General features: G+C 48.7%; 24 protein-coding genes. 9 read left to right on the top strand and 15 right to left on the bottom strand.

Annotated elements, in window-relative coordinates; all coding sequences use genetic code 11:
• Position 1 precedes the first annotated feature (1 nt).
• From BQ7480_RS14480 to BQ7480_RS14465, 4 genes are read right to left on the bottom strand one after another with little or no spacing between them, the layout of a single operon-like run.
• Positions 2 to 1,123, bottom strand: a complete 1,122-nt coding sequence (locus tag BQ7480_RS14480; RefSeq protein ID WP_072543425.1) for an ABC transporter permease — start codon at positions 1,121 to 1,123, stop codon at positions 2 to 4.
• Complete coding sequence (locus BQ7480_RS14475; RefSeq protein ID WP_072543424.1) at positions 1,120 to 2,610, bottom strand: ATP-binding cassette domain-containing protein; 1,491 nt, start codon at positions 2,608 to 2,610, stop codon at positions 1,120 to 1,122. The genes BQ7480_RS14480 and BQ7480_RS14475 overlap by 4 nt, the downstream gene beginning before the upstream one ends.
• Before the next feature lie 13 nt (positions 2,611 to 2,623).
• The gene (locus BQ7480_RS14470; RefSeq protein ID WP_072544066.1) at positions 2,624 to 3,514 is read right to left on the bottom strand and encodes an HlyD family secretion protein; all 891 of its coding nucleotides are present in this window, start codon (positions 3,512 to 3,514) and stop codon (positions 2,624 to 2,626) included.
• 34 nt (positions 3,515 to 3,548) lie between these two features.
• On the bottom strand, positions 3,549 to 4,799 hold the full coding sequence (locus BQ7480_RS14465) for a TolC family protein (protein WP_072544065.1): 1,251 nt from the start codon (positions 4,797 to 4,799) through the stop codon (positions 3,549 to 3,551).
• A gap of 163 nt (positions 4,800 to 4,962) precedes the next feature.
• On the opposite strand from BQ7480_RS14465, the gene BQ7480_RS14460 reads away from it, so the two are divergent.
• Positions 4,963 to 5,871 (top strand): AraC family transcriptional regulator, encoded by a 909-nt coding sequence (locus BQ7480_RS14460; protein WP_072543423.1) that lies wholly within the window; start codon positions 4,963 to 4,965, stop codon positions 5,869 to 5,871.
• Between the two features lie 8 nt (positions 5,872 to 5,879).
• Here the strand turns inward: BQ7480_RS14460 and BQ7480_RS14455 are convergent, their stop codons facing one another.
• Entirely contained in the window at positions 5,880 to 7,244 is a 1,365-nt protein-coding gene (locus BQ7480_RS14455) for an MATE family efflux transporter (RefSeq protein ID WP_235816695.1), read from the bottom strand.
• A gap of 183 nt (positions 7,245 to 7,427) precedes the next feature.
• Positions 7,428 to 10,046, bottom strand: coding sequence for an alanine--tRNA ligase (alaS, locus tag BQ7480_RS14450; protein ID WP_072543422.1), 2,619 nt, complete (start codon positions 10,044 to 10,046; stop codon positions 7,428 to 7,430).
• Between the two features lie 133 nt (positions 10,047 to 10,179).
• On the opposite strand from alaS, the gene BQ7480_RS14445 reads away from it, so the two are divergent.
• Positions 10,180 to 11,145 (top strand): M23 family metallopeptidase, encoded by a 966-nt coding sequence (locus BQ7480_RS14445; protein WP_072543421.1) that lies wholly within the window; start codon positions 10,180 to 10,182, stop codon positions 11,143 to 11,145.
• Positions 11,146 to 11,160: 15 nt separating this feature from the next.
• Complete coding sequence (locus BQ7480_RS14440; RefSeq protein ID WP_072543420.1) at positions 11,161 to 11,508, top strand: MerR family transcriptional regulator; 348 nt, start codon at positions 11,161 to 11,163, stop codon at positions 11,506 to 11,508.
• A 334-nt stretch (positions 11,509 to 11,842) separates the two neighbouring features.
• Here BQ7480_RS14440 and BQ7480_RS14435 read toward each other — a convergent pair whose 3' ends face one another.
• The 4 genes from BQ7480_RS14435 to BQ7480_RS14420 form a co-directional block, all read right to left on the bottom strand.
• A complete protein-coding gene (locus BQ7480_RS14435; RefSeq protein WP_083581838.1) occupies positions 11,843 to 13,402 on the bottom strand; it encodes a sulfatase in 1,560 nt (519 codons plus the stop codon).
• A 123-nt stretch (positions 13,403 to 13,525) separates the two neighbouring features.
• On the bottom strand, positions 13,526 to 14,173 hold the full coding sequence (gene nth, locus BQ7480_RS14430; RefSeq protein ID WP_072543419.1) for an endonuclease III: 648 nt from the start codon (positions 14,171 to 14,173) through the stop codon (positions 13,526 to 13,528).
• Between the two features lie 28 nt (positions 14,174 to 14,201).
• Complete coding sequence (gene corA, locus BQ7480_RS14425) at positions 14,202 to 15,242, bottom strand: magnesium/cobalt transporter CorA (protein WP_072543418.1); 1,041 nt, start codon at positions 15,240 to 15,242, stop codon at positions 14,202 to 14,204.
• 13 nt (positions 15,243 to 15,255) lie between these two features.
• Positions 15,256 to 16,116: a nitroreductase family protein gene (locus BQ7480_RS14420; protein ID WP_072543417.1), complete on the bottom strand. Its 861-nt coding sequence runs from the start codon at positions 16,114 to 16,116 to the stop codon at positions 15,256 to 15,258.
• A gap of 336 nt (positions 16,117 to 16,452) precedes the next feature.
• On the opposite strand from BQ7480_RS14420, the gene BQ7480_RS14415 reads away from it, so the two are divergent.
• The 3 genes from BQ7480_RS14415 to queF are packed head-to-tail and all read left to right on the top strand — an operon-like array spanning position 16,453 to position 18,271.
• Complete coding sequence (locus tag BQ7480_RS14415) at positions 16,453 to 17,139, top strand: queuosine precursor transporter (RefSeq protein WP_072543416.1); 687 nt, start codon at positions 16,453 to 16,455, stop codon at positions 17,137 to 17,139.
• A gap of 8 nt (positions 17,140 to 17,147) precedes the next feature.
• Entirely contained in the window at positions 17,148 to 17,810 is a 663-nt protein-coding gene (queC, locus tag BQ7480_RS14410; protein ID WP_072544062.1) for a 7-cyano-7-deazaguanine synthase QueC, read from the top strand.
• Between the two features lie 2 nt (positions 17,811 to 17,812).
• Positions 17,813 to 18,271 (top strand): preQ(1) synthase, encoded by a 459-nt coding sequence (queF, locus tag BQ7480_RS14405; RefSeq protein ID WP_022354806.1) that lies wholly within the window; start codon positions 17,813 to 17,815, stop codon positions 18,269 to 18,271.
• Between the two features lie 91 nt (positions 18,272 to 18,362).
• Here queF and BQ7480_RS14400 read toward each other — a convergent pair whose 3' ends face one another.
• The gene (locus BQ7480_RS14400; protein WP_072543415.1) at positions 18,363 to 20,201 is read right to left on the bottom strand and encodes a DNA polymerase III subunit gamma/tau; all 1,839 of its coding nucleotides are present in this window, start codon (positions 20,199 to 20,201) and stop codon (positions 18,363 to 18,365) included.
• Positions 20,202 to 20,319: 118 nt separating this feature from the next.
• Here BQ7480_RS14400 and BQ7480_RS14395 point away from each other — a divergent pair, with 118 nt between their 5' ends.
• From BQ7480_RS14395 to BQ7480_RS14385, 3 genes are read left to right on the top strand one after another with little or no spacing between them, the layout of a single operon-like run.
• Positions 20,320 to 20,622: an FtsB family cell division protein gene (locus BQ7480_RS14395; protein ID WP_072543414.1), complete on the top strand. Its 303-nt coding sequence runs from the start codon at positions 20,320 to 20,322 to the stop codon at positions 20,620 to 20,622.
• Positions 20,623 to 20,964 (top strand): hypothetical protein, encoded by a 342-nt coding sequence (locus tag BQ7480_RS14390; RefSeq protein WP_072543413.1) that lies wholly within the window; start codon positions 20,623 to 20,625, stop codon positions 20,962 to 20,964.
• Positions 20,965 to 20,983: 19 nt separating this feature from the next.
• Complete coding sequence (locus tag BQ7480_RS14385) at positions 20,984 to 22,006, top strand: AI-2E family transporter (protein WP_072543412.1); 1,023 nt, start codon at positions 20,984 to 20,986, stop codon at positions 22,004 to 22,006.
• Here the strand turns inward: BQ7480_RS14385 and miaA are convergent.
• From miaA to BQ7480_RS14365, 4 genes are all read right to left on the bottom strand, one after another.
• A complete protein-coding gene (gene miaA / locus BQ7480_RS14380) occupies positions 21,993 to 22,904 on the bottom strand; it encodes a tRNA (adenosine(37)-N6)-dimethylallyltransferase MiaA (protein ID WP_072543411.1) in 912 nt (303 codons plus the stop codon). The genes BQ7480_RS14385 and miaA overlap by 14 nt on opposite strands.
• Positions 22,905 to 23,002: 98 nt before the next feature.
• The gene (locus tag BQ7480_RS14375; RefSeq protein WP_072543410.1) at positions 23,003 to 23,560 is read right to left on the bottom strand and encodes an IS1096 element passenger TnpR family protein; all 558 of its coding nucleotides are present in this window, start codon (positions 23,558 to 23,560) and stop codon (positions 23,003 to 23,005) included.
• A gap of 44 nt (positions 23,561 to 23,604) precedes the next feature.
• Positions 23,605 to 24,372, bottom strand: coding sequence for an acyl-ACP--UDP-N-acetylglucosamine O-acyltransferase (gene lpxA, locus BQ7480_RS14370; protein ID WP_072543409.1), 768 nt, complete (start codon positions 24,370 to 24,372; stop codon positions 23,605 to 23,607).
• Position 24,373: 1 nt separating this feature from the next.
• Positions 24,374 to 25,759 (bottom strand): bifunctional UDP-3-O-[3-hydroxymyristoyl] N-acetylglucosamine deacetylase/3-hydroxyacyl-ACP dehydratase, encoded by a 1,386-nt coding sequence (locus tag BQ7480_RS14365; RefSeq protein ID WP_072543408.1) that lies wholly within the window; start codon positions 25,757 to 25,759, stop codon positions 24,374 to 24,376.
• Position 25,760: the final 1 nt, after the last annotated feature.

Genomic DNA, 25,760 nt, shown 5'->3' with positions numbered 1-25,760 from the left:
TTTATTCCAGTCGGTTCTTGAATTTGCGGGTGGTGGCTGCAATCAGGATTACGGCCATGAGGCACAACACGGCTACTTCCTTCCAGACGTAGATAAAGGGCACGCCTTCAATCATCAGTCGTCGCACTGCTGCCACGTACCAGCGTGCCGGAATGAGACAGGAAATGGCCTGAAGGATGCCCGGCATGCTTTCTATCGGGTAGATAATGCCCGACAGGATAATGGTCGGGATGAGCAGGACCATGGCCGAGACCAGCAGGGCTGCTACCTGGGTATGCGTGACGCAGGAAATCAGCAGTCCCAGTGCCAGCGATACGAAGATGAACAGCAGGGAGACTCCCAGCAGGGCCGTCAGACTTCCGGCTATCGGTACGTCGAGCACAAAGACCGAAAGCAGCAGGATGGTAGTCAGGTTGAGCAGGGAGAGTACGAAATAGGGTACGGATTTCGACAGAATGACAAACAGCGGATTGACAGGGGAGACCAGCAGCACTTCCATTGTACCAGTCTCTTTTTCGCGGACAATGGAAATGGAAGTCATCATGGCGCAAATCAGCATCAGAATCAGTCCCATAACCCCTGGCACGAAGTTGTAGGCACTCTTCATTTGCGGGTTGTAGAGCAGCTTGTTGTAGGCTACAATCGGCATTCCTTCCGTTCTTCCTTTGGAGGAGAAAGCGTCAGCGGGTCGGATGGTTTGCAGGGCTTGTCGGAGAATGGTCTGAGCATACGTACTCCGGGTGACTGCCAGATTGGGTTCCGTGGCATCGGTCAGAATCTGTATCTGTGAAGAATTGAAGCGGAAACGGTGCAGGTCGGACGGGAAAATGACTGCCAGCTCTATCTGGTTGCGCCGGAACAGCCGCTCAATCTCATCGGGGGACTGGACGACATATTTCACCGTGAAATACTCGCTGGCATCCAGTTGCTCTACCAGTTTCCGTACATCCGTCTGAAGGGAAGGAGCCAATACGGCAGTCTGGACATTGCGCACCTCGGTAGAGATGGCAAAGCCGAAAAGGATAATCTGTATAATCGGCATTCCTATCAGTATCAGCATGGTGCGTCGGTCGCGCAGAATGTGATGGAATTCTTTTCTGACAAAAGCGATAAACTGTTTCATGGTCGTTCGGTTTGAGCGTGAGTAAAAGCCGCGTCTCCCCGTTGGGCTTCGCGGGCCAGTTTCTGGAACACTTCGTCCATGTTTCGGGCTTGAAAACGGGCTTTCAGTCCGTCGGGAGTATCCAAGGCGCGGATATGTCCGTCCACCATCATGGAAATGCGGTCGCAATATTCTGCTTCGTCCATGTAGTGCGTGGTGACGAAAATGGTGATTCCCTGGTCGGCAGCCTGATAAATCAGTTCCCAGAACTGGCGGCGGGTGGCCGGGTCCACACCTCCGGTCGGTTCATCCAGAAAAACCAGTTCCGGGCGGTGGAAAATGGCCACTGAGAAGGCCAGGCGTTGTTTCCAGCCTAGCGGCAGGGAACGGACCAAGGTATGTTGCTCCTCGTAGAGGCCGATACGCCGTAAGGTCTCTTCGGTGCGGGTCGTAATTTCTTTGGCATTGACCCCGTAGATACCTCCGAACAGGCGGAGATTCTCGCGGACCGTCAGGTCTTCATACAGCGAAAACTTCTGGCTCATGTAGCCGATTCGTCGTTTTATTTCCTCGCTCTGTGTCCGGACGTCGAACCCCATTACTTCCGCTTTCCCTTCGGAAGGCAGACTGAGTCCGCAGAGAATACGCATGGCGGTGGTCTTTCCGGCCCCATTGGCTCCCAAAAAGCCGAAAATCTCTCCTCGCTGTACCGAGAAAGAGATATGGTCGACAGCAGTAAAAGTGCCGAACCGTTTGACCAGATTGTCTACCTGAATGAGGGGGGCGGCGTTTCCGACTGCTGCTTTTCGTTCCAGTCCGGGAGGACACAGAATGTCGCTGAACCGTGTCAGAATGGTTTCCGGGCGGTCGATGCCTTTGATTTCTCCTTCATACAGGAAGGCCACGCGGTCGCATCGTCGGGCTTCGTCCATGAAGGGGGTGGATACCACGAGGGTGATGCCTTCCTGACGGAGACGGGCCAGCATTTCCCAAAATTCCCGACGGGATACAGGGTCTACTCCGGTGGTCGGCTCATCCAGAAACAGGATTTGGGGAGCATGAACCAGCGCGCAACACAATGCCAGCTTTTGCTTCATACCTCCCGACAGGGCGCCGGCTCGCCGGTCTTTGAACGGAGCAATCTGTTCGTAAATCGGCTTAATCCGTTCGTAGTTCTCTTCCACAGTGGTGTGAAAGACGGTGGCAAAGAAACGCAGGTTTTCTTCCACGGTCAGGTCTTGGTATAAGGAGAAACGTCCCGGCATGTAGCCCACGCTTCGTCGGATGGTGCGGAAGTCGTCCAGTACGTCGGCATGCAGTACATGAGCCGTTCCTTGGTCCGGCTTCAGTAGAGTGGTCAGGATGCGGAAGAGCGTACTCTTTCCGGAGCCGTCGGGACCGATGAGGCCGAACAGTTCGCCTTGTTTCACCTGGAAAGATACGTCGCGCAGGGCCTGTACCTTTCCATAGTTTTTACTTACGTGGCTGACTTCAATAAGGGTTTCCATTTATGTGCTTCTTTCAGAATTTGACTTCGCCGTACATTCCCAGTTTGATGTGGCCGTCGTTGTGGACGGCTATCTTGACGGCATAGACCTGGTTGGCGCGTTCGTCATCGGTCAGGATGGTTTTCGGGGTGAATTCGGCTTCTTCGGAAATCCAGGTCACTTTGCCGGGATAGGTGTTTCGTTGTGCATCGCCGAAGTCGGCAAATACCGTGACCTCGCTTCCCAGTTTTACGGAGGCCAGTTGCCGGGAGGTGACGTAGGCCCGCAGGAAGATGTGTTCCGTGTCGGCTATCTTGAACAGTGGTTTCCCGATGGTAGCCAGTTCTCCCGGTTCAGCATATTTGGCCAGAATCGTTCCGCTTATCGGGGTGGTGATATGGCATTTCTTGAGTTGGTCTTCGATTTGTGCCACTTGGATAGCTACCGACGAGCTTTGTTCCGTCAGGCTGGCAGTGGTGTTTCCCAAAGACGAAACCTGCGCCTCCAGTTGCCGGTTGAGTACCGCCAGTTGAGCGTCCCAGTCATCCAGCTGTTTGCGGTTGGCTGCCTGTGCTTTCAGCAGGTTTTCCACCCGGTCGCGTTCCCGTTGTGCGGTGGCGATTTGTTCCTTGGTGGCGGCAATCTGGCGGTGAATGTCGGGACGTTGGCTTTCTACGGATTTCATCTGTGCCTCCAGCTGCCGTTTTTTCAGGTAGAGTTGTACGGTGTCCACTAGTCCCACTTCTGTACCTTGGGTAAAGTGCATCCCTTCTTCGGCATTCAGGTAGAACAGTTTTCCGGCAGTTTCGGAAGAGACCACAATTTCGGTTGCTTCAAAAGTACCGGTCGCATCAAAGTCGTCTTTTTCTCCACAGGCGGTGAGACAGTACACTGCAAAGAGTAGGAATCCATATTTTGTTTTCATATTCAGCATATTTTGAACAGTTGGTAAATAAAAATTAGTTGGTGAGGTGTTTTCGCTGGTGCAGGTGCATGAGCAGTTGGATTTCGTGGAGAACTTTTGCCTGCCGGGCCAGGTTCTCGGCCGTGATTTCTTTCAGCAGGTCATTGACACTCAGGGTACCGTTGGCCACTTTGGCTTCGGCAGAAAGCCGGATGTTTTTCCGTAGCCGGATAATCTCTTCGTCTTCCTTCATCTGTTGCCGGAGGGTTTGGATAGTACCGTCCTCTTCCGCCAGCTGCAGGTGGGTATGAAACAGAAACAAATCCCGTTCACTTTGGATTTTCTGGAGCTGGTTATCCAGCTTTTTCCGGTCGTTTTTTAAGGTATACAGACTTCCGAAATTCCACGTAAAGCGGGCACCGACCAGATAGTAGGCCCTGAACTTGTCTTTTAGAATATCCAGTCCCGGATTGCCGTAGGCTCCTTGTGCGAAGAGGCTGAAAGAGGGAAGGTAGTTGATCTGTAATCCTTTGCGTTGTACGGAAACGGTCTGCTCCTGTGCTTCATACCATCGGAGTTCAGGACGGTTGATGATGTCGGTCGTTTCCAAGACGATTTCAGGCCGTTGGAGGTGCGTATGTGGTGGAAATTTTTTCCCCGTCAGCAGGGACAACATGCGCAGATAGGCACTGCGGTTGCTTTCCAGCTGGATGCGCTGCTGGTGGGTTTGCAGAATTTCTACTTGCACGGCATCCACATCGGCGTTATTGGCTGTGCCGTTGGCGCGATAGGATTGCACATCTTTCAGACTTCGGGCCAGTTCTTCTTCGAGCAGTGTGTGTTGTGACAATTGTTCGTCGAGTAAGAGAATACCGAAGAAAACCTGGTCCACTCTTTCTTCCAGTGCATACAGACTGTTGTCGAGCTGTCGTTCGCTTTCCTCTGTCTCAGCCCGAATCTGGGCTTTCTGGTTCCGGATTTTTCCTCCGTCCCACAGGTTCTGTCTGACTTCAATCATTGCCTGGTATTGGTCCTTGGGCAATCCTTTGCTGCCAAGTCCGGGGATGTCAAAGGGGAAGGTGGTAGCTTCACTTTGATAAGAGATTTTTCCACTCAGACTAATCTGTGGCAAGTTGCCTTTTCCCGCATTCGATAAGGTATATTCTTCCGAGAGGCGGAGCAGGTCGTATTGCCGGGCTTGCGGGTAATTCTCACGGGCTTTTTGCCGGCAATCTTCCAATGTGACTTGTGCATGGACGATGTGACTGAAGCCCCATACGCACAAGAAGAGAAACATTCGTAGCATACGCATTCAATCTTTGTTGAGGTAATGAGACAAAGATACAGGGATTTTATGATATCTTTCGGTCCTATATGTGTGACGGAATGTTCTTTTTGTTCGATAATGGTCCGTATGTAGCCCAGAAATCGAATGAAATATTATCTTTGCAGGAAATTGTGTATGTGAAATGAAATCGAATCGTCTGTTGTTGCTGGCCTTGAGGCAAATGCGTGAACGGGTGGGAGAAAGTCACAATGCCTATCGTTTTCTGATTCCGGAACTGGGACTGCTCCGTTCTATTCATGGAATAGCCGATGTGGTTCGTTTCCTGTCTGTGGAAGGACAGCCTTACCGTCTGACGGAGGGGAGAGTGGTGTATTTTCGTGCCGGTACGCTTCGTCTGCGCATCAATTTGCGTGAGCTGGAGTTTAAGGCGGGGGATTTTCTGGTAGTGTCTCCCGGAACTGTATTCGAATTTCTATACGTGTCGTCTGATTGGGATTTGGCCATGTTGGCTTTTTCCAATAGTCTGATGGAAAGCTGGCAGAAAGAAGAATTGTTGCAGGTCTATTTACAAGGCAGACTGTTTCTTCACCTTTCACTGACTGAGCAGGAGAGTCGGCGGATGGAACAGATTTTTGCTTTGTTGTGGGAGGTAGTCCACGACCGGCCGTTCCCAAAGGAATCCGTACAAAGCTTGATTTCTCTCGTCTTTCACCAGACGGATGGTTTCAGAGGGCGTGAATTGGAAGCGGACAAACAGAAACGTAGCCGTCAGGAGGAAGTGTTCAATCGCTTTTTGGAATTAGTCAACAAATATGCCGTTCATGAGCGAAGCTGTGCGTTTTATGCCGACCATTTATGCCTGACTTCCCGTTATTTGAGTACATTGGTACGACAAGCCAGCGGGCGGACGGTGATGGACTGGGTCAATGAGGCCGTGATGCAGGAAGCCAAACTGATGTTATGTCATACAGACAAGCTGGTGTATCAGATAGCCGACGAACTGAATTTTCCCAATGCTTCGTTCTTTTGCAAGTATTTCCGGCGTATGACAGGAATGACTCCCAAGGACTATCGGCAGGAGAACGGATAAACGTTTGCTTAGGATGGGAGTTTCGAAAGAGGCTGTCGGTCCGTGCGCAGTGACTTTAAAACCGGAATGGTCAATGGAAGCGACAATAAGAATGAGCATAAGTCGGATACGGCCTGGCACATTTCCACTCCTTGCAGTTGAAGAAAATAAGGGAGGAGTAGAATCAGCGGGATGAAAAACAATCCTTGGCGGGAGGAAGACAGGATGACGGCCCGCTTGGGCTGGCGTATGGTCTGCAAAAGCATGTTGCACAGGATGACCCATGCCCCCAACGGAAGCGTGATGAGCTGCCAGCGGAGTGCTTCGGCTCCTACGGCAATGACTTGCGGATCTTCCTTTCGGAACCAGGATACGACTTCCGGTGCGTAAATGTAGCCAATCAGGGAGCAGACAGCCAAGAAGATGAGTCCTACTTTCACGCAGTATTTGAATCCTTGGAGCACACGCCGGTTCAGTCCTGCCCCGTAGTTGAATCCGCATACGGGCTGAAAACCTTGTCCGAAACCGATGACAAAAGAGTTGATGAACATGCAGATACGGGTGACAATGGACATCCCGGCAATGGCTGCATCTCCGAAATTTCCGGCGGCCACGTTCAGCAGAATGGTCGAAATGCTGGCCAGTCCCTGACGGCACAGTGAAGGGCTGCCTCCATAGACGATTTCTTTCAGATAAGCCGGGGTAGGGGTGAAATAACGATAATTGATGCGAATGTTTTCTCCTTTGCGGTCCATGAATATCAGGATAGTAAAGCTGCACACCTGACTGATAAAGGTGGACCAGGCTGCTCCTGCAATACCCATGTCGAATACAAAAATCAGCAGCGGGTCGAGGGCTATGTTCAGAAAGGCGCCTACGGTAATACCAATCATGGCATAAACGGCATTTCCCTGAAAACGCATCTGGTTGTTCAGCACGAGGGAAGAAGCCATGAACGGAGCTCCCAGCAGGATAATGCCCAGATATGTTTTGGCGTATGGCAGAATGGTGGGAGTGGAACCTAATGCCACACAAATCGGTTCCAAAAAGAGTAGTCCGAAGAGTGCAATCAGAAAGCCGATGAAAAAGGCACAGAAAAAACCGGTGGCAGCCATCCGTTCGGCACTTCGGTAGTCACGTGCACCTAGCCGTCTGGAGATAAAGTTGCCCGAACCATGTCCGCAGAAAAAGCCGAAAGCCTGAATGATGGCCATGATGGAAAAGGAGATACCCACGGCTGCGGTAGATTGTGTATTGATTTTCCCGACAAAATAGGTGTCGGCCATGACATAGAAAGAGGTGACCAGCATACTGATGATGGTCGGAACAGCCAATCTACGGATGAGGCGTGGCACCGGTGCCGTGGTCATGAGGGTATATTTATCTTGGGGCATGATTGTCTGTTTGATAGAATAGAACAGCAGCAAAAGTACGAAAAAAACGACAGTATGGAAAGTTCAGTTCGGCTAAACTTTGGTCGCATAGAAGGAAATGAACATAAAAAATCCTCCTTATTGCCCATTTTAGAGGAATAAGGAGGATTTATGATACATAGAGTTGCTATTTTGTGCGACGGATTAGAATCCGGCCAGTTCTGTCACTTTGTCTACCGCAGCAGTCAGGCCATCCGGATTTTTACCTCCGGCAGTAGCGAAGTGAGGCTGTCCACCACCACCACCTTGAATCAGTTTGGCAGCTTCCCGTACCAGCTGTCCGGCATTCAGTCCAGCTTTCACCTGGTCATCGCTCATGGTGACTGTGAGCAGCGGCTTGTTTTCGAATACGCTACCGATTACCACAAACAGATTCTCCGGAATTTGTCCTTTCAACTGGAAGGCAATGTTTTTCACGGCATCGGCCGGCATCGGAAGTACGGCTTTAATCACTTTTACGCCGTTGATTTCCTTGGCGTTTTCAATCAGCTTGTTCTTTACAGAAGCCTCTTTCTCTTTCATGAATTCTTCCATCTGTTTCTTCAAGCCGGCATTCTCATCGATGTATTTGGTAATGGCGGCTTTCAGGTCCGGAGCGTTGTTGAACAAGGCTTTCAGGTCGTTGATGGTATCCTGTACGGTATCGAACATTTCTTCTACCTTGGCACCGGTTACGGCTTCGATACGGCGTACACCTGCTGCTACAGAGCTTTCAGACAAGATTTTTACCATACCGATTTTCCCGGTAGCCGATACGTGCGTACCTCCACAGAACTCAATGGATGAGCCGAACTGTACGACACGTACTTCGTCACCGTATTTTTCACCGAACAAGGCAATGGCACCCAGTTCTTTGGCCTTTTCAATCGGCAAGTTACGGTATTCTGTCAAAGGAATGTCTTCACGAATCTTGGCATTTACCAAGTGTTCCACTTCACGCAGCTGTTCCGGAGTCACTTTCTGGAAGTGAGAGAAGTCGAAACGCAGAGAGTCCGGAGTAACCAAAGAACCTTTCTGTTCTACGTGGGTACCCAGCACCTGGCGGAGGGCTTCATCCAGCAAGTGTGTACAGGAGTGGTTGGCTGCACAAGCGGCACGTTTGTCGGTATCCACACAAGCCATCATCGGTGCATCCAGGTGTTCCGGCAATTTCTTGGCGATATGGATTGGAAGATTGTTTTCCTTCTTGGTATCAATGATGTCGATGGTTTCGAATTCGCTGACCAATACACCGGTATCACCTACCTGGCCACCGCTTTCTGCGTAGAACGGAGTTTCGCTCAAAACAATCTGGTAGAGTGTCTGGTTTTTCTGTTTGATCTGGCGATAGCGCAGGATGCTGGTTTCGTATTCCGTGTAATCGTAGCCTACGAATTTGGTTTCACCTTCTTTCAGGGTTACCCAGTCGCCTGTTTCTACGGCAGCGGCATTACGAGCACGCTGTTTCTGTTTCTGCATTTCTGCTTCGAAACCTTTCACGTCGGCAGTCAGACCGTTTTCACGAAGAATCAGTTCAGTCAAGTCGAACGGGAATCCGAAGGTATCATACAATGTAAAGGCATCTACTCCGCTGATTTCAGTCTTTCCGGCAGCCTTTGCTTCGTTCATTGTCTTGTCGAGCAGGCGGATACCTGTTTCCAGTGTGCGGAGGAAAGATTCTTCTTCTTCCTTCATCACTTTTTCAATCAGCGGCTGCTGGGCTTTCAGTTCAGGATAAGCACCTCCCATATTTTCAACCAGTACCGGAACCAGTTTATACATGAAAGCTTGTTTCTGTCCCAGGAAAGTATAGGCATAACGTACGGCACGGCGCAGGATACGACGGATTACATAACCAGCCTTGGCATTCGACGGCAGCTGTCCGTCGGTAATAGAAAAGGCGATGGTACGGATGTGGTCGGCTACTACACGCATGGCTACGTCCACTTTCGGATCATCGCCATATTTCTTGCCAGACAAGTCGCCAATCACTTTGATGATAGGCTGGAATACGTCTGTATCATAGTTGGAAGTCTTGCCTTGCAGGGTACGTACCAAACGTTCGAATCCCATTCCTGTATCGATAACCTTTGCAGGAAGCGGTTCCAGTGTTCCATCGGCTTTACGGTTGTATTGCATGAACACAAGGTTCCAGATTTCAATCACCTGAGGATGGTCTTTGTTTACCAGTTCGCGTCCCGGAACGGCTGCTTTTTCTTCGGCTGAACGGGAGTCGATATGGATTTCAGAACATGGGCCGCAAGGACCTGTATCACCCATTTCCCAGAAATTATCGTGCTTGTTACCGTTGATGATGTGGTCTGCAGGGAAGTACTGTGCCCAGTAGCCGGCAGCTTCATCGTCACGGGCAAGACCTTCTTCAGGACTTCCTTCAAATACGGTGACATACAAGTCTTTCGGGTCCAGTTTCAATACTTCTACCAAGTATTCGTATGCCCAGCCAATCACTTCTTTCTTGAAGTAGTCGCCGAATGACCAGTTACCCAACATTTCGAACATGGTGTGGTGGTACGTGTCGTGGCCTACTTCTTCCAGGTCGTTGTGCTTTCCGCTCACACGCAGACATTTCTGTGAGTCGGTTACGCGTTTGTATTTAGCAGGATGGTTTCCGAGTATGATATCCTTGAACTGGTTCATACCGGCATTGGTGAACATCAGGGTCGGGTCGTCTTTGATGACCATCGGTGCAGAAGGCACAATCTGATGTCCTTTCGACTCAAAGAATTTGACGAATGAGTCGCGGATTTCATTTGCTGTCAACATAATCGTTATATTGTCTTGTAGTTAATATTCCCAAAATTGATTTGCAAAGATAATTGGTTTTATTATTTTTGTCTGTATGTTTGGTGCAAAAACTTGATGTTTCGTTGCTTAAATTTTTCCAAAATCGAACGACATGCGTAAAGTCTATTATATTTATAATCCGAAAACACGTACTTACGACCGTATTTATCCGACCATGCGGCAGCGGGCTTTAAGCTATCTGCGTCAGCTGTTTGTGGGAATGGGATTAGGAGCCGGAAGCTTCATTCTGTTGTTGTGGATTTTCGGGTCACCTTCGGAAAAAGACCTTCGTACGGAGAATTCCCGGCTTTTGTCGCAGTATACCATTTTATCCTCCCGTTTGGATGAGGCTGAAGGAGTCATGCAACGTTTGCAGCAGCGTGATGATAACATTTATCGGGTCATGATGCAGGCAGATCCGCTGCCTGACGAGCAGCGTTCGGCTACAGTAAATAATGAGCGCTACAAGGAACTGATGGATATGGCCAACAGTCATTTGGTGATTCATACTTCGCAGAAGATGGATGATTTGGAACAGAAGATTTATGCACAGTCGAAGTCGTTCGATGAGGTCGTTGCGCTTTGCAAGCAGCACGATAAAATGTTGGCGTGTATTCCTGCCATACAACCGGTTTCCAATAAAAATCTGAAGCAGACGGCTTCGGGCTATGGTATGCGGGTGGACCCCATCTATAAGACTGTAAAATTCCATGCCGGTATGGACTTCTCGGCTAATATAGGTACACCAGTCTATGCTACTGGTAACGGACGGGTGAGACAGGCTGGATGGGATGGCCTCTATGGTAACTGTATCATCATCGACCATGGTTTCGGATACGTCACCCGTTATGCCCATCTGAACAAGATTGAGGTACGGGTGGGGCAGAACGTAGCCCGTGGAGAGGTAATTGGAGAAGTCGGTTCTACAGGTAAGAGTACGGGACCCCATTTGCATTACGAAGTTCGTGTCAAAGGGAAGATTGTGAATCCTGTCAACTATTATTTCATGGACTTGAATGCGGATGATTATGAGAAGATGGTAGAACTGGCAGCGAACCATGGTAGGGTATTTGATTAAAAAAGAAGGTTTTGTATGGCTTTGAAATCAGAAAAAGAGTTAAAACTATATTATTCCATCAGTGAAGTGGCAAAGATGTTCGATGTCAATGAATCCCTGTTGCGTTATTGGGAAAAGGAGTTTCCGATGATTTCTCCCAAGAAGACGGGAGGGAATGTCCGTCAGTACCGGAAGGAAGACATAGAGAACATTCGGCTGGTGTATCATCTTGTGAAGGAAAAAGGGATGACATTGGCAGGTGCAAAACAACGCCTGAAACAGAACCGGGAGGGAACTTTGCAAACGGCTAACGTGGTGGAACGTCTCAAGCACATCCGCGAAGAATTGATGAGTATGCGGAAAGAGTTGGATTACCTGACCTGATTTAGACTGTTCGAAATAAAAGGAGGCGGGCAAGTTCTGGCTGAGCGAAGTTAGAACTTGTCCGTTTTTTGTAGCTACAAGAAAGGCCATCTCAAAGAGACAGCCTTTTTTCTTGTTTTTCAGGGGATGATTTCGTCACAGAGAATCAGGACGATATTGGGAGGTTGAGTTGTTTGCGCGTAAAGGGCGAGCGGAGTGCTACACAAAATAAAAGGTACAAGCGATAATCTGTTCATGTGGTATTGATTTTGAATCGTGCACAATTAGGTTAATGAGCTGTAAAATTGTATTCAAGTTCCTTTCTTTATATCTCTGATAAGGAGAATATTTTCCTTTATTTCTTGATACAAACTTCATCCGGATACGGAATAGGCTTACCTGTAGCCTTCAGAGAAGGTCTTTGGGCGTTTCTTTCTTTCAGATAATCGGACAGTTCTTTGCTCAATTGCTCGACAATTTCAGGATGCTGGTTGGCCAAATCCTGTTGTTCACCAATGTCTTGAGTGACGTGATATAGTCTGAGTTGTTGTGTCTCCCATGTATAAATGAGATGATAATCGCCTTTCAGTATGGCGGAATAGGCGCCGTATCCTTCTTCCTTGTTTTGTGATTCACCCCATAAATTAGGAAAATGCCATACCAGAGTATGGGCTTGAATACTATTGGGATTCTTGAGTACATGTACAAAGCTGGTACCATCAATCGTTTGTTGGGTGTTGTAGTCTTTTATGCCAGCCATTTCCAGGATAGTGGGAAAAAAGTCTTCAATAATTATCCGTTGTTTGCATACCGTATTTCCTTTAGTAATGCCGGGCCAGTACACCATCATCGGTTCGCGCACACCTCCCATAAAGGCTGAGCCTTTTCCCGCACGGGCAGGAGCATTCTGATCACGGTCTTCCATTCCTTGACGGGCGTGGCTCTGTGCTAGTCCCCCGTTGTCGGACATGAAAAGTAGGATTGTATTTTGGGCTACTTGCGGGTGTGAGGAAAGGTAATCAAGGATATCTCCCAGACTTTTGTCCATGCCTTCTACCAGTGCCGCATATTTCACTTCTTGTTCATTCAGGGTTGTTTGGAGCTGTTTGTCGTATTTTCCCCTGTAATTTTCGCTAAATCGCTTGTCTTCATCGTAAGGAGTGTGTACGGCATAGTGTGACATATACAGGTAAAACGGTTTTTTGAGTTCTACCGATTTGTTGATTTCTCGGAGTGCTTCCCGGGTGAGAGCCTCTGTGATAAAGATATCCTGACCGTAATATTTCTCCAGTCCTTTGACTGCAAACGGACTTCCTTCTCCGAAGTTTTTGGTTCCCAGATAGCTTCCCGGTGCGCCGTTGGCTCCTCCTGCAATATTTACGTCGAATCCCATGTTAAGGGGATTTTCGCCGGGGGTGGTACGGGCCCCGAAATGAGCCTTTCCACAGTGGATTGTACGGTACCCGTTATCTTTCAAAATTTGTGGAAACGAGGTGATGGGAGTGGAATTGTTGATGTGGGATTCTGCCGGTTGGATACCATTGTAATTCCAGTCGGGCAGTTCAATTACCTCGCTGGTCTCGTCTGTCTGTTGGTTCAATTCCAGTGTCCAGTTCGTGACTTTATGCCGGGCAGCATTCATGCCCGACATCAGGCTGCAGCGTGTAGGTGAAGAGATGGCACAGGCATAAGCTTCCGTAAAGCGTACGCCCATTTGGGCCATTCTTTCCATATTTGGGGTATGGTAGCGTTCGTTGAGCAAGGTCTTGTGGTTTTCATAAAAAGGCACGGAGGTATCCTGCCAACCCATGTCGTCTACCAAGAACAGAATAATATTGGGTTTGTCTGTAGTTTGTGCAAATAGAGCACTGCTTACCAAGCTGCAGGTACTTAGGAGGATAGTGATTCGTTTCATAATTTTACTTTTAGTGGTGGATATCAGATGGAAGGTTGTATTATGGAATGATGAGGCCCGTATAGGGACTCGCAAGTGTGTAGTTAATCTTTTCTGATTTATTACACTCTTGTGGGGAGTTCGTTATTTGGCTACAGATTTCAGTGATTCTTTGCATATCCCGTTGAGCCCGCAGCTTTCACATTTGGGGGCACGTGCCGTGCAGACGTAGCGTCCGTGCAGAATCAGCCAATGGTGTGCGGTAGGAATCAGGTTTTCGGGAATGTATTTCACCAGCTCCTTTTCGGTGGCCAGCGGGGTGGTACAAGAACGTGGAACCAGTCCGATGCGGTGGCTCACACGGAACACATGGGTATCGACGGCCATGGCGGCCTTGTGGAAGACCACGCTCTGAATCACGTTGGCTGTCTTTCGTCCCACTCCCGGCAGCTTTACCAACTCTTCCAGTGTGTCGGGTACGGTGCTGTGGAAATCGCGCACCAGCATCTGGGCCATACCTACCAAGTGTTTGGCTTTGTTGTTCGGGTAGCTGACGCTGCGAATGTATTCGAACACGACTTCCGGAGTGGTAGCGGCTAAGGCTTCCGGTGTGGGGAAGTCGTGGAAGAGGGGAGGGGTAATCATATTCACCCGCTTGTCGGTACACTGGGCACTCAGGATAACGGCTATCAGCAGTTCAAACGGATTGCTGTAGTGCAGTTCAGTCTCAGCCACAGGCATGGCTTTCTGGAAATATTCAATGACTTTCTGGTAAAGTTCTTTCTTGCGCATAATTCTGTAAATTAAAGGTGTGGATAAATCAGTACCATTTCTTTCGTTTGAAAAACAGGTAGACCCCGACGCCGGTCACGAGCATGATACCCCATGCCATCAGATACCCGTATTCCCAACCCAGTTCGGGCATCCATTCGAAGTTCATTCCCCAAATACCGGCCAGGAAGGTCAGTGGAATGAAGATGGTGGATACGATGGTGAGCTGTTTCATGATGTTGTTCATCCGCTGGTCGTTGTTCGACAGGTAAAGGTCGACCAGTGCCGAAATCATATCCCGGCAGCCGTCAAGAGTCTGCAGTACGAATTGCAGGTGGTCGTTCACATCAGTGAAGAACGGGCGGTTGGCCTTGTGGAACAGCACGTTGTCTGTATGAAACAGCTTGTTCATCTGTTCCTTCAGCGGAAGGATACACTTCTTGATGAGGCGGGCATTTCTTCGGTAGGGCTGTATGTCCTCCAGTTTCAGGCCGCTGCGGGTTTCGGGCGAAAGCAGCGATTCTTCCATGTCCTCCAGTTCATCTTCCATGCGGGAGATGATGGACATGAAACTGGTCATGACACTGTTCAGGGCCACGCTGAGCAGGAAGTCCGATTGACGGTTCCGGATTTTCAGGGTGTTGTTCTTCAGGGCCGTATGGATTTCATTAAAGAAATCACTGTCGTGTTCCATGAAGGTCAGGACGAAGTTACTTCCCTGTATGATACAGAGCTGTTGCGGCACGTAAGTGTTTTCCTCATGTGCTGACAGCTGTTTCAGAATGACCACGTTGTAGGTGTCGTGTTCCTCGATTTTGGTCAGGTGTTCGGCGTTGAGAATATCCTGCGTGGTCAGGAAATTGATATGGAAGAAGTCGCATACTTCCTGTATCACTTGTGTATTCTGCAGTCCGTGAATTTGTACCCAATTGATGGCGTCGGCTTGGATAAGCGGCTCCAGTTCTTTCATGGAAGCTCCTTGATAGAACTCCGCTTTTTCGGCATTGTAAGTACAAAGGTGCAGGTGCGTAGGGGTATGGCTGGCTCCCGTATAATTCAGTTTCTCGCTTAGCTGGTTATTCTTTGTCATGACCATTCAAAGTTTAGTCGATTCTTTTCAAGGAAAGTTCTTTTCTGTCAATATATTTGTCAAAGCGGAAGGAAGGCATGCCCAGGGCAATACCGGCATGGATGGTACAGCCTTCAATACCTAACAGTTTCTGTAATTCTTTTTTCCGGTTCATGCCTGCTGCAGTGCATACGAATCCGGTATAGAATTGGGCTACGCCGAGTGCTTCGGCCATTAGTGAAGCGTTCTGGTAGGCCAGGTTGCAGTCCTGACATCCGAAACGGGCTTTCTTTTCTGTGTAGAAGAAAAGTACTGCCGTAGCCCCGCGAAGAATGCCGTCGTTTCCTTTGTCAAACTCGTCTTGCAGCTGCTTGAACACAGGGATGTAACGGTAGTTGGAGGGCATGAGTGGTTTCAGTATCAGTTTTACCAAGGGATTTTCCACCGTATGTACAATGGACATGAACGTACCGATGGTGAGGCGGCTGATTTCCGTCAATGTTTTCGGGCGGGTAATCAGTATTATCTTGACTTCCTGCGCGTTAGTAGCAGTCGGAGCACGGTGAGCCGCTTCGATGATGCGTTGTAACGTTTCTTCGGGAATCCGTTCTTTGGAGAACGCCCGGTTGGAACGGCGGGTACGTATCAGCAATTCTATCTGGTCGGCAGTGGGCAGCTGGTTCCGGTTGAAGGTGTGGACTTTCTCCGGTGGAAATTCGGAATGTGTGATGGAACTTGTGGGACAAACGGCCACACAGTGTCCGCAGCTGATGCAGTTTTCGGTGCTTACCTCTATACCTTTGTCTTCATGGAAAGAGAATAACGCCGAGGGACATATTCTAACGCACTTTTTGCAGCGTATGCAGGTATTTTGATCAATCTGTATTTGAACCATTGTTTATAGAATGAGTTTAGCTACATAATATACAAAGGTACGATTTTTATTTGTTTTTTGCCTTGCATTTAATGTCTTTCTCTGAAGAGATTTCTCTGTACCACAGTGTGGGATACAAATTCCACTGTGTGGTACAGAGAATATGTATGGGCGAAAGGAAGTAAGTGAAGTGGTGTTTGGAGCTATTGGAACGGGGAAGTGTGATTAAGCAGATGAAACTGCATGGCTATCCCGAAAATTCTTTGTATCTTTGCGCCCGATTAAAAGAGAACATTTACATGCGATGCCGTGAATAGCGGTCGTGTATTCTAGAACACCACGTAAAAAACAGGAGCGATGAAAAAAGAAAATCTCGTATCAGTGCCCTTTATGGTTTTGGGTATTGTGTTTTGTGTCTGCCTGGTGGCAGCCAATCTGTTAGAAACCAAAGTCGTACAGCTGGGTCCGATTTCTGTGACTGCCGGACTCATTGTTTTTCCGATTTCTTACATTATTAATGACTGTATTGCCGAAGTGTGGGGCTTCCGTAAGGCGCGTCTGATTATTTGGATGGGATTCCTGATGAATTTCATGGTGGTGGCCATGGGACAGTTGGCCGTAGCCCTTCCTGCCGCTCCGTTCTGGGAGGGAGAAGAAAGCTTCAACTTCGTGTTCGGTATGGCACCGCGTATTGCCGCAGCCAGTCTGGCAGCCTTCCTGGTAGGTTCGTTTATCAATGCGTATGTGATGAGCCGCATGAAAGTGGCTTCCCATGGAAAGAATTTTTCGGCCCGTGCCATTTTGTCGACTGTGGCCGGAGAGGGAGCCGATTCACTGATTTTCTTCCCGCTGGCGTTCGGGGGACTGATGCCGGTGAGTGAACTGGCCAAGATGATGTTGGTGCAGGTGGTACTCAAGACCTTGTATGAAGTGATTGTGTTGCCGGTAACCGTGCGCGTGGTGAAATACATCAAGCGGGTGGACGATACGGATGTCTATGACGAGCATATCTCGTACAATGTATTAAAAATCAAGGAGATTTAAAGGATATGATGAATCAGAAAGAGGCCCTTGTCGTATTCAGCGGCGGACAGGATTCTACGACCTGTCTTTTTTGGGCAAAGAAGCACTTCAAGAAAGTACATGCGCTGAGTTTCCTCTACGGACAGAAGCATGAAAAAGAAGTGGAACTGGCGCGCAAGATTGCAGAGAAAGCGGGTGTGGAGTTTGACGTGATGGATGTGTCGTTTATCGGTCACTTGGGCAAAAACTCGCTGACGGATACTTCCATTCACATGGATGAGGTGAAACCGAAAGATTCTTTCCCGAATACGTTTGTGCCGGGACGGAACCTGTTTTTCCTGAGTATCGCGGCGGTATATGCCCGTGAGCGGGGAATTTTCCATTTGGTGACGGGGGTTTCACAGACGGACTTCAGCGGTTATCCGGATTGTCGCGACTCGTTTATCAAGTCGCTCAATGTGACGCTGAACCTGGCCATGGACGAGCAGTTCGTGATTCATACGCCGTTGATGTGGATTGACAAGGCGCAGACATGGGCTTTGGCCGATGAGCTGGGCGTGCTGGATTTGGTGCGGAACGAGACGCTGACGTGCTACAATGGCATTCCGGGAGACGGCTGCGGACATTGCCCGGCTTGCAAGCTGCGTCGTGAGGGATTGGAAAAATATTTGGCTTCAAAAGAAAACAAATGAGTATGGAAAGAAAAGACGAACTGACCTTGTTGGGCAACAAGAAAACGGTGTACAAACAGGATTATGCACCGGAAGTGCTGGAAGCGTTTGTGAACAAGCATCCGGAGAACGATTACTGGGTGCGTTTTAACTGTCCGGAGTTTACCAGTCTCTGTCCGATTACGGGGCAGCCGGACTTTGCGGAAATCCGTATCAGTTACCTGCCGGATGTGAAGATGGTCGAGAGCAAGAGTCTGAAACTATATTTGTTCAGTTTCCGTAATCATGGAGATTTTCACGAGGATTGTGTGAACATCATCATGAAGGACCTGATTAAGCTGATGGATCCGAAATACATTGAAGTGACGGGAATCTTTACGCCACGTGGGGGGATTTCCATCTATCCGTACTGCAACTATGGCCGACCGGGTACGAAGTACGAGGAGTTGGCCGAGTATCGGATGAAGAATCATGACTTGTAAACCGAAGTTCGCCGGAAGATACAAGAAAGACAGGCGGAGAAACTGATTTTGAGGTATCTCCGCCTGTCTTATGTTTATAAGGGTACAGCCCTCAAGAGAGTTCCAGTCCCAAGGCTTCTTTGAGCTTCAGCAGACTGGGATTCTTTTTGCTCATCATCTGGAAACGTTCTACGTGGCTGTAAGCCCGCACGTTCTCGTTGGCTTCACTCACCCGTGTGGTCATCTTGATTTTGCGGTTGTGCAGCTTCTTTTGCAGGTGGGCTTCTATTTGCGGAGCGAGGTGCTGCATGTATTTCTGTACGATGTCGTTGTCCACTGCTACTTCGAAAGTATGCTGGTCGGTCAGCAGATGGGGGTGCATGTTCATCATACGTCCGGCATTGGCCGCTTCTTCCTTGGGCAACAGGCTGGCAAACTCACGCCAATAGTAGCCGAGGTCCTTTTCATTGAAGATATAGTCTTCCCAGTTGTCGGCGGCATTTTGTACGGGAGCCTGTGTCGCAGGCTGTGGAGTCGGAGCTGCCGTCTGTGTCTGTGCCTTACGGATGGACATGCCCAGCGTGCCCGCTTTGAGAACCGGAGCTTTCCTTTCGGGAGTGGCTTTAGGCAGCGGGCTGGTCTTGGTATAAGGAACTTCTGCCTGCTTTAACGTGGTTGTATAAGGCTGTGCCTGAGAAGCCGGTTGAGCCGGCGATGCGGTAGGAGCTACAGGGGCAGTTGCGGTGGCTGGAGCCGGGGCTGCCTGTGGCTGTGTGGTGGGCTGACCGGCTTGCGCGGTGTGGAAAACGGGAGATAACTGTTTTTTAGGGCTGCGCCCACTTCCCGTGTCTTCCGGTTCAGCCGTCAGCTGCGCCAGCTGAATCAGCGTCAGTTCCACCAGCAGACGCTTGTTCTTGCTTTGCCGGTAGTTCAGGTCGCAGTCGTTACACAGTTTCATGGCCTTGTACAAGAATTGCGGGGTACATTTCTGTGCCTGTGCCTGATAGCGTTCGCGGATGGAAGCGCCGGTTTCCAGGAGTTGCAGGGTGGCCGGGTCACGGCTCACCAGCAGGTCACGGAAATGGGATGTCAGTCCGGTGATGAAATGGTTGCCGTCGAAACCCTTCCGGAGGATGTCGTTGAAGGTCAGCAAACAGTCGGAAACCTTGTTCTCCAAGAAGAAATCGGTCAGTTTGAAATAGTATTCGCAGTCCAATACGTTCAGGTTCTCGATGACACTCTGGTAGGTGATATGCCCGTTGGTGAAGCTCACCACCTGGTCGAAGATGGAGAGTGCGTCGCGCATACCTCCGTCCGCCTTTTGGGCAATCACGTTCAGGGCTTCCGGTTCGGCCTCGATATGTTCTTTGCGGGCCACATTCTCCAGGTGCTCCACGGTGTCGCTCACCGTGATGCGGTTGAAGTCATAAATCTGGCAACGGCTCAGGATGGTCGGCAGGATTTTATGCTTTTCCGTGGTGGCCAGGATGAAAATGGCGTGCTGGGGAGGTTCTTCCAAAGTCTTCAGGAAGGCGTTGAAAGCTGCCGTAGACAACATGTGTACCTCGTCGATGATGTACACCTTGTATTTGCCAATCTGTGGCGGGATACGTACTTGTTCAATCAGGGAACGGATGTCTTCTACAGAGTTGTTGGAAGCAGCATCCAGCTCATGGATATTATAAGAGCGCTGTTCGTTGAATGCCTTGCACGATTCACATTCGTTGCAGGCCTCGCCTTCTGCCGTGGGATGCAGGCAGTTGATGGTCTTGGCAAAAATGCGGGCGCAGGTGGTTTTTCCTACCCCTCGCGGACCGCAGAACAGGTAGGCATGCGCCAGTTTATGGTTGGCAATGGCATTTTTCAGGGTCGTGGTCAATGCACGCTGTCCTACTACGGTATCGAATGTAGACGGGCGGTATTTGCGTGCCGATACGATATAATTTTCCATGAGTCGATTCGTTTTTGATTCCTTGATATTTCTGCAAATGTACATAAAATCTCTTTCTTGTCATGGACTTGCTGCGAAATAATTTCTATCTTTGCAAGGTAATAAAGCAGGAATTTTTATGGGTAAACTGGCTAATATATGGGCTTTTATCGGGAGGCATAAATATTGGGTGACCATTGGGGCCTTTCTGTTGATTATCGGCGTGCTGGACGAGAACAGTCTGATACGCCGTGTGGCACATAAGCGGGAAATTCATCAGTTGAATACGGAGATTGAGCGCTACCGGAAGCAGTATGAGGAAGACAGTAAGATGCTGAAGGAGATTACTTCCAACAAGGAAGCGCTGGAGAAGGTGGCGCGTGAGAAGTATTTGATGAAAAAGTCAAACGAGGATATTTTTATTTTTGAGGAAGATAAGTAAATGAATGCGAAGATAAAAGACAACCTGGCTGTGGTGGGGGCTGTAGTCCTTTTTGTGGGCTTGCTATTTCAGTTTTTGAAAATGGAATGGGCTCCTTATGTGTATCTGGTGGGGGCATGCCTGTTTGCCTACGTGCAGCTGGTTTCAGAATATAAGGGGAGCAGTGTGGTGATTCGTCGTCTGCGGCGCCAGCAGCTCTTAGGTGCGATGTTGCTGGTACTGACGGGAGTGGTGATGTTGCTCTGGAAGCGGAACGAATGGATTGTCTGTCTGACGGTTTCTGCGGTGCTGGAGCTTTACACGGCTTTCCGGATTCCACAGGAGGAGGCAAAGGAAAATTAATCTCGGAGAGGAAGTGCTTATGAAGGAAAGATATTGGAAATATTCACTGATTGTGTTTATCCTTGGACTGGGGTACCTGTTGTTCCGCCAGGCGCAGCCTTTCATGAACGGTATTCTGGGTGGATTTACGCTTTACCTGCTGTTGCGTAACTTTACGTTTTGGCTGCAGACGAAGATGAAGAGGGCTTTGGCCGTGTGGCTGGTGACAATCGGGGTTACGCTGTTTATTCTGGTACCGCTTTCCTTGTTCGCATGGGCTATGGTGAGTCAGATTTCCCAGATGCATTTTGATACGGAAGCGATTGTCAAGCCGGTATGGGAGGTGGTGGACTTTATCAAGGACCGGACAGGTTTTGATGTGATGTCGGAAAAAAGTCTCTCTTTCTTGGTGGCACAGGCTTCTTCCATCGGGCAGTCGGTGATGAGTGGCGTCAGTGACTTGCTGGTCAACCTGTGCGTGGCTATCATGTTGATGTTTTTCATGCTGTATGAAGGGAAGAGTATGGAACATTATATCTCTACGTTGCTTCCCTTTAAGGCCGAAAATAAGGTTGAGGTATTGAAAAAGGTACAGCTGATGGTTCGTTCCAATGCCATCGGCATTCCATTGCTGGCCATTATCCAAGGATTTATCTCATTGGGGGGCTACCTGATTTGCGATGCGCCCAATCCGTTTCTGAGTGCCATGCTGACGGCATTTGCTTCGGTGATTCCCATTGTCGGTACCGCTTTGGTGTGGGGGCCGATTACGGTCTATTTCCTGGTAGTAGGTAATTGGGTAAATGCCTTGATGATGCTGGGATATGGGGCAATTATCGTGTCGCAGTGTGACAATCTGATTCGTTTTCTGTTGCAGAAGAAGATGGCCGATGTGCATCCGCTGATTACCATTTTCGGAGTGGTGGCCGGTCTTCCTCTGTTCGGTTTCATGGGTATCATCTTCGGACCGCTGCTGGTGTCTCTTTTCCTTCTGTTTGTGGATATGTTCCGGAAAGAGTTTTTGCTGGAGGATGAGGATGGTTCAGGAGTCAGTCAAGGTTAATCCGGCTGTCCAGAAACTGCATGATTTCTTCCTTTTGGTCGGGATGAAACCAGGTGATTTCCGTATCTTTCTTGAACCAGGTCATTTGTTTCCGTGAATAAATCCGGGAGTCCTGCTTGATTTTCTCAATGGCGAAGGGAAGTTCCCATTCTCCGTCCAAGTACTTGAAAATTTCCTTATAGCCTACGGTGTTCAGGGAGTTGAGGTGCTTGTAAGGGTACACACGCCGGGCTTCTTCCAGCAGACCATCTTTTATCATTTCGTTTACGCGCTGGTTGATGCGCTGGTAAAGTTCCTCTCGGTCGCGCGTCAGGCCGATTTTGATGATGTGGAAAGGACGCTCTTTTTGTGTGCGGGTGCGGAAGGAGGTATAAGTCTTTCCGGTCATGTAGCAGATTTCCAGTGCATGAATCACTCTCTTGGGGTTTTTCAGGTCTACAATGCGGTAATATTCAGGGTCGAGTAGCCGTAATTCAGCGCAGAGTGGTTCCAGTCCTTCCGTCTCATAGCGGTGTATCATCAGGTCTCTGGTTTCTTTATCTACGGTAGGAATATCGTCAATACCCTTGCAGACTGCATCGACATACATCATGGAACCTCCTGTCATGACGACTACCGGATGGGTCTGGAACAGTTCTTCCAGTTTTTTCAGCACTTCTGTCTCATATTGTGCCGCACTGTAATAGTCGGTCAGTTCCAATGTTCCGACGAAATAGTGGGGAACCCTCGACAGTTGTGAGGGAGTGGGGGCCGCGGTCCCGATTTTCAGGTCTTTGTATAATTGGCGGGAGTCCGAGGAAATGATTGAGGTGTGAAACCGTTCGGCGACAGAAAGGCTCAACTCGGTCTTGCCTACACCAGTGGGGCCGATAAGTACGATAAGGGCGGGCTTTTTCATGGATGATATGCATTAGCAGAAAAAAGAAATGTCATTCTGAACCCTCGTCCAGGATGACATTCTTGTGATATAAAATTAAGTATGGAAAATCGGATAGGTTAGTATTTGTCTTCGTCGTAAGGATTTCCGCTTCCTTCGTTGATGTCGAATCCTTCCGGGTCAAAATCTTCCATATCGTAGTCCTGGTCGCCGTAGAAGTTCTCATCCAGGTCGAGTGCGGCATTGGTATTCATCTGCTCGTCAAAGTCGATGGTCTGTTTGGGAGCTTCTCCACTTTTACGGGAACATACTGCTTTGTCCAAATCCTTTCCAGTGATGATTTCGGATAGTTCAATGAAGAACACTCGCTCTGCCAAAGGATCGAATACATACAGCAGTTTTTGTTTTTCGTCTTCCAGCAGTTCACTGAGGCGGGTATCTTTCATCACGTAGGTATCTTCTTCAGAACTTCCCGTTCCCATGTCTTCAAGTGTGATTTCAGTTTCCTTTTCCCAGTCATCGTCGCAGATAAAGAAGGAAGTCATTTGGTCATCCTTATATCCCGTTGATTTCAAAATAGCTTCGTGCAGGTCATAGAAGGAAGCTTCAGAGTCGATTTTGATTTCTCTTAAGAAATCATCGACTTCGTCAGATATGATTCTAAATTTGTATACCATTTTTGTTTGTCTTTGGTTGATGTGGTAAATATACAAAATCTTTTTTATCGGATGATGCCTCGTTGTGAGTTTTCCACGAATGATATGATATATTCTATTTCTTTGCTCATCGGCACTTCCTTACGGATTTCTTCGAGGGCATCGCTTACCATTTTCCCACTATTGTAGATAATGCGATACGCGTTGTGAATGTTTTCAATCAGTTCATTGGAGAATCCTCTTCGCCTCAGTCCGACAATGTTGATGCCACAGTAAGCAATCGGGTCGCGTCCGGCAATGATAAATGGAGGGATATCTTTACTGAAACGGCAGCCTCCCTGAATCATTACGTAACCTCCCACGCGGCAGAACTGGTGCATCAGTACGGAAGCACTCACAATGGCATTGTCATCAATGATGACCTCTCCTGCCATTTTGGTCTGGTTGCCGATGATACAGCCACTGCCTACCAATGCGTCATGGGCTACGTGTACGCCTTCCATCAACAGGTTGTTGTTACCCACAATGGTTTTGCCTTTGGCGGCTGTTCCCCGGTTGATGGTTACATTCTCGCGGATAGTGTTGTTGTCGCCGATTTCTGCGGTGGTTTCTTCTCCGTGAAATTTCAGGTCTTGGGGAATCGCACCGATTACAGCACCTGGAAAAATCCGGTTCCCGTTTCCGATGCGAGAACCATATAAAATATTGGCATTGGGCATGATGACGTTATTGTCTCCAATCACCACATTCTTGTCAATAAAAACAAATGGACCTATTTCTACGTTTTCTCCGATTTTAGCTTCGGGGTCTATATATGCTAGAGGGCTGATCATGTTACTTGTTTTTTACAATTTGTGCCATAAATTCAGCTTCGCAGACAATTTTTTCTCCCACGAAAATATATCCTTTCATGGTGGATATGCCGCGGCGAATGGGCGCCATCAGTTCAACTCTGAAAATCAGGGTATCTCCCGGCACAACTTTTTGGCGGAATTTCACATTATCTATTTTCAGAAAATAAGTAGAATATCTTTCAGGCTCGTCTACAGAATTGAGCACCAGCAATCCGCCTACTTGAGCCATCGCTTCTATTTGAAGGACGCCTGGCATGACCGGTTCTTGGGGAAAATGTCCTTGGAAGAACGGTTCATTGGACGTGACATTTTTGATGCCGACAATGTAATTGGCACCGATGGCTATCACTTTGTCGACCAGCTGGAACGGATAGCGGTGGGGGAGCAGTTCGCGGATGCGGTTTACATCCATCAGGGGCTCTTCGTTGCAGTTATATATGGGAGCCTGAATTTCGTGTAGGCGGATTTCCTTGCGCAACTGACGGGCAAATTTATTGTTGATGGTGTGTCCCGGACGGGTGGCGATGATGCGGCCTTTAATAGGCTTTCCCACAAGGGCTAAGTCACCAATGATGTCCAGCAGCTTATGGCGGGCAGGTTCATTAGGCCATACCAATGGAATATGGTTGATATATCCCAGATGGCTGGCATCCATGTGGGGAACTCCCATCACATCGGCCAGCTTGTCGAAACTCTCTTGGGTCATCTGTCTTTCATAGATGACGATGGCATTGTCCAAGTCTCCTCCTTTAATCAGGCCGGCGTTCAATAACGGCTCGATTTCACGAACAAACACAAATGTACGTGCAGAAGCAATTTCCGTAGGGAAATCAGTCATGTTCTCCAAAGTGGCATACTGGTTCGTCAGAATTTTGGAGTCGTAGGATATGAGCGTATTTACACTGAACTTGTCATCTGGCAGTACAATGATGGATGAACCCGTTTCTTCGTCACGGAATTCAATTTTGGACTTGATGATGTAATAGTCTTTCGGAGCAGCTTGTTCTTCGATGCCTACTCGCTTGATACATTCCACATAGGCTTTGGCACTACCGTCCAGAATGGGAAATTCCGGTCCGTCTACCTGAATCAAGCAGTTGTCGATGCCGGCTGCATACAACGCAGCCAGTGCATGTTCTACGGTACTAACTTTTACCCCGTTTTTTGCTAAAACTGTTCCGCGGGTAGTGTCCACTACATTTTCAGCTACAGCATCCAATATGGGTTGGTCGTCCAAATCGATTCGCTGTATTTTATACCCGTGGTGCTCTGGGGCAGGATTGAACGTAACGGTAAGTTTTACTCCCGTATGGAGTCCTTTACCATTGAGTGAAAAGCTGCCTTTTAAGGTTTGTTGTTTCAACATG

Source organism: Bacteroides mediterraneensis, assembly GCF_900128455.1.
Taxonomy (GTDB): domain Bacteria; phylum Bacteroidota; class Bacteroidia; order Bacteroidales; family Bacteroidaceae; genus Phocaeicola; species Phocaeicola mediterraneensis.
This window is presented reverse-complemented; position numbering and strand designations above follow the sequence as displayed.